This is a genomic window from Streptomyces sp. NPDC006463, assembly GCF_042870715.1.
Lineage (GTDB): Bacteria > Actinomycetota > Actinomycetes > Streptomycetales > Streptomycetaceae > Streptomyces.
Map to the genome: position 1 here is coordinate 17,823 of NZ_JBIAHP010000048.1, position 2,963 is coordinate 20,785.

General features: G+C 70.5%; 3 protein-coding genes and 1 pseudogene. 2 read left to right on the forward strand and 2 right to left on the reverse strand.

What is annotated here, in order from left to right; all coding sequences use genetic code 11:
• Positions 1-191 precede the first annotated feature (191 nt).
• Positions 192-530 (reverse strand): hypothetical protein, encoded by a 339-nt coding sequence (locus ACFYOB_RS40310; protein WP_388569711.1) that lies wholly within the window; start codon positions 528-530, stop codon positions 192-194.
• Between the two features lie 1,065 nt (positions 531-1,595).
• Here ACFYOB_RS40310 and ACFYOB_RS40315 point away from each other — a divergent pair.
• Positions 1,596-1,934 carry a MerR family transcriptional regulator gene (locus ACFYOB_RS40315; RefSeq protein WP_388569713.1) on the forward strand — a complete coding sequence of 113 codons (339 nt, stop codon included), beginning with the start codon at positions 1,596-1,598 and terminating at the stop codon, positions 1,932-1,934.
• A 129-nt stretch (positions 1,935-2,063) separates the two neighbouring features.
• Here ACFYOB_RS40315 and ACFYOB_RS40320 read toward each other — a convergent pair whose 3' ends face one another.
• A complete protein-coding gene (locus tag ACFYOB_RS40320; RefSeq protein WP_388569716.1) occupies positions 2,064-2,732 on the reverse strand; it encodes an HSP18 transcriptional regulator in 669 nt (222 codons plus the stop codon).
• Positions 2,733-2,859: 127 nt separating this feature from the next.
• Between ACFYOB_RS40320 and ACFYOB_RS40325 the strand changes: the two are divergent.
• Positions 2,860-2,963 (forward strand): annotated as a pseudogene (locus ACFYOB_RS40325) (Hsp20/alpha crystallin family protein); the annotation flags it as partial.

Genomic DNA, 2,963 nt, shown 5'->3' on the forward strand with positions numbered 1-2,963 from the left:
GGCCCCCCCCCCGCCGCCCCCCCCCCCCCCCCGCCCCCGGGCCCCCGGGGGGGGGGGGCGCCCCCCCCCCCCCCCCCCGGGGGGGGGCCCCCCCCCCCGGGGCGGGCCCCCCCCCTCCCGCGTACCCAGGGGGTTTCCGGGGTGGAAGGCGGTCAGTGGTCGGATTCGCCGTCGCCGTCGCCAACCGTCCATCACGCGCCGACATCCGCGAGCGGCACGCGCTGCATCCCGCCCGTCTCCGGGATCCCCAGCGTGCCCTGAAGGGTGCGGGCCACAGGGATGCGCAGATGCGTGGGCGGCCCCTCCCTGCGTACCCCTCCGGCAGCCGCGCTACCGGGGAGGAGCGCACTGACGGTTTTTCCACCGGACGGCCCGGGAGTGACCGCGGTGGTTCGGGCGAGGTGGTTGACCATGGGCCGGCCGAAGCCGCCGGTGCCGCCGATCAGGTCGGGGGTGCGCATGCGAGGCAGCTGCGGGTTGGGGTCGTGGACTGCGACCTCGATTCCGTCCGGGTGTGCGGTGAGCTCCACGGCGCAGGTGCCGCCGCCGTGGAGCAGGGCGTTGGTGACGAGCCCGAGACGACCAGGATCACGGTGTCGGCGGCCTCCGCCGTGAGCGGGTGGACGAGGCCGCCGAGGAAATCGCGGGCGTTCGCGCGTGCGCCGGCGGCGGATGCCGTGGAGCGGGCGGTTGCGGCGCTGACACTCGTTGTGTCCCAGGGTCACCCTGGTCTCTGGATCGTCAAGGCCCGGTGCCGCATGTGGGGTACTCGTTCCCCCGCGTGCGGGGCACCAACCCGCAGCGCCCCCGCGCCTCTGGCCCCATCGCGGGCGGTGCCGATTACCTCCTCGCCGAGCACGCGAAAATCTATGTCGGCCGGAGTAGACATTGGCCTGTGGGGTGGTTATGGTTTCTCTCGTAGCCAGAGAGGCCGCAGGGCCCGGCAGAGACGAACTGCCGGGCAGCAGTACCGCAGTACGCAGTACAGGTAATTGCAGTTCAGCAGGTCAGTGCGGTGGTGGAGTGTCGAAACCACGGTTGTTGCAGGACGGCGACGGGACTGACCACCGGACCAGGCGGCCCGCAGTATCAGGGGCCACCGAGAGAAGTACCGCAGTTACGCAGTGGCAGTACCAGCAGTGAAGTCAGTGAGCAGTACCTCGGTGAAGGCGTCGGCTGCGGACGCGCGCGCCGGGAAGTTCGGCAGTGGGGTTCTAAGCCAGAAGCAGACGCACGATGGGCGACGGGGCTGGCTGCCGAAGAGCGGCGCTGGACAAGGCCGCCGAGCAGTACGCAGTATCAGCAGTACGCAGTCCCATAGGTAAGCAGTTGACCACCGAGGGAAGAACGGAGGAACCGAGCGCCATCAGGATCGCCCGGGCGGGAAGCCAGCCCGGGTACCGCAGGACATCGATAGTGAGGTGGTCTCCGGTCAAGCAACCGCGATCCCCGCACCCCCGACAGCAGCCAGGTCGGGTCCGCGGACACAGAAGGTCGGCGCAGTACCAGGGCCGACAGATGGTGTAGTAGTTCCTTCGGGGCCCTGGTGCCATTCGGCACCAGGGCCCCTCCACGCGTTCCACGAGAGAGGTTCAATGACAGCAGACGACTCGTTCGGCCGCCTCGACGACGACGACTACCCCGCCTACACGATGGGCCGGGCCGCCGAAATGCTCGGCACCAGCCAGGGTTTCCTCCGCGCCATCGGCGAAGCCCGCCTCATCACCCCGCTGCGCTCCGAGGGCGGGCACCGCCGCTACTCCCGCTACCAGCTGCGCATCGCCGCCCGGGCCCGGGAACTCGTCGACCAGGGCACCCCCATCGAGGCCGCTTGCCGCATCATCATCCTCGAAGACCAGCTTGAGGAAGCCCAGCGCATCAACGCGGAATACCGCCGCGCCGCCGAATCGCCGACTCCTCCGGCCTCGACCTGAAACCGCTGCGCCTGCCGACATCCCCGGACACGACCTCAAATCGTCCCGGAGGCCCGGGACCCCCGCGCGGCGCCCCACCGTAGGTCCGCAGGAGCATGCCGGCCGGCCGATGCTTCGGAGCTCATCGGGTCACGGACTGCGCCGGTCTCCGCTTTCACGGCGGAGCCGGTCGGTGTGCCGGGCCATGGCGTCGATGCGCTCGGCGAGCGCGACGTCTTCCGGCCTCAGGTGGGGCCGGGTGGCGGTCAGGGGGCGGACGAGGTGGGCCGCGTCGTTGTCAGCGAGCGCCAGGTTCAGTTCGTCGACCGCTCCTCGGGCGTCCGCCGGCAGGCCCGTGAGGGCGGTGACCTGGCCGGCGAGCCGACGCAACTCCGCCGCGTTGTCGCGGGCCCAGGCCGTCACACTGCGGTCGGCTGCGCGCCTGTCCCGGGTGGCCTGGACGCGCTGGTCGCCGGTGCTTCCGGCGACGCCGGGACGCAGTCTCAGGTAGCGCCGTTCGGCGGCCTGACGGCTGGCGACCCCCAGGGGCCCGGCAAGGTCTGCCCAGCTCGCACCCTGCTCCCGTGCGGCCTCGATCAAACCGCTTTCCCAGCCGGCGAGCTGCTCGCGAATCTCGCGCAGCATCAGCAGTGCGGCCAGCGCCGGGTGCGGACCGGAGTCGACCATGGGCCGCGGTCCGGCCGCCGGAGTTCCCCGGGGGGATTGCCGCGCATCTCGGACGGTCTGCTTTATGGATTCCAGCGCCGCGGCAGCGGCCGGAAAGGGAACAGGCGTGGCCGGCTCGGCAGCCTTGTTCATGGACCGTCTCCACTCTGTCATCCTCCAGATGACCTCTCGCTTGTCATCGTTCCGATGACATGTTACAACGGGAGCACGTTGAAGCGCATTGGCAGTTCCTGCCTGAACCAACTGGAGGTGTTTCGCGATGTTGATGCGCACTGACCCGTTCCGCGAGATGGACCGGATCGTTCAGCAGCTCTCGGGTGCGTCGGGCACGTGGTCGAAGCCGTCCGTGATGCCGATGGACGC

Coding starts and splice junctions, on each gene's coding strand:
- ACFYOB_RS40320 (WP_388569716.1), bottom strand. CDS start 2,732: ATGAACAAGGCTGCCGAGCCGGCCACGCCTGTTCCCTTTCCGGCCGCT.
- ACFYOB_RS40315 (WP_388569713.1), top strand. CDS start 1,596: ATGACAGCAGACGACTCGTTCGGCCGCCTCGACGACGACGACTACCCC.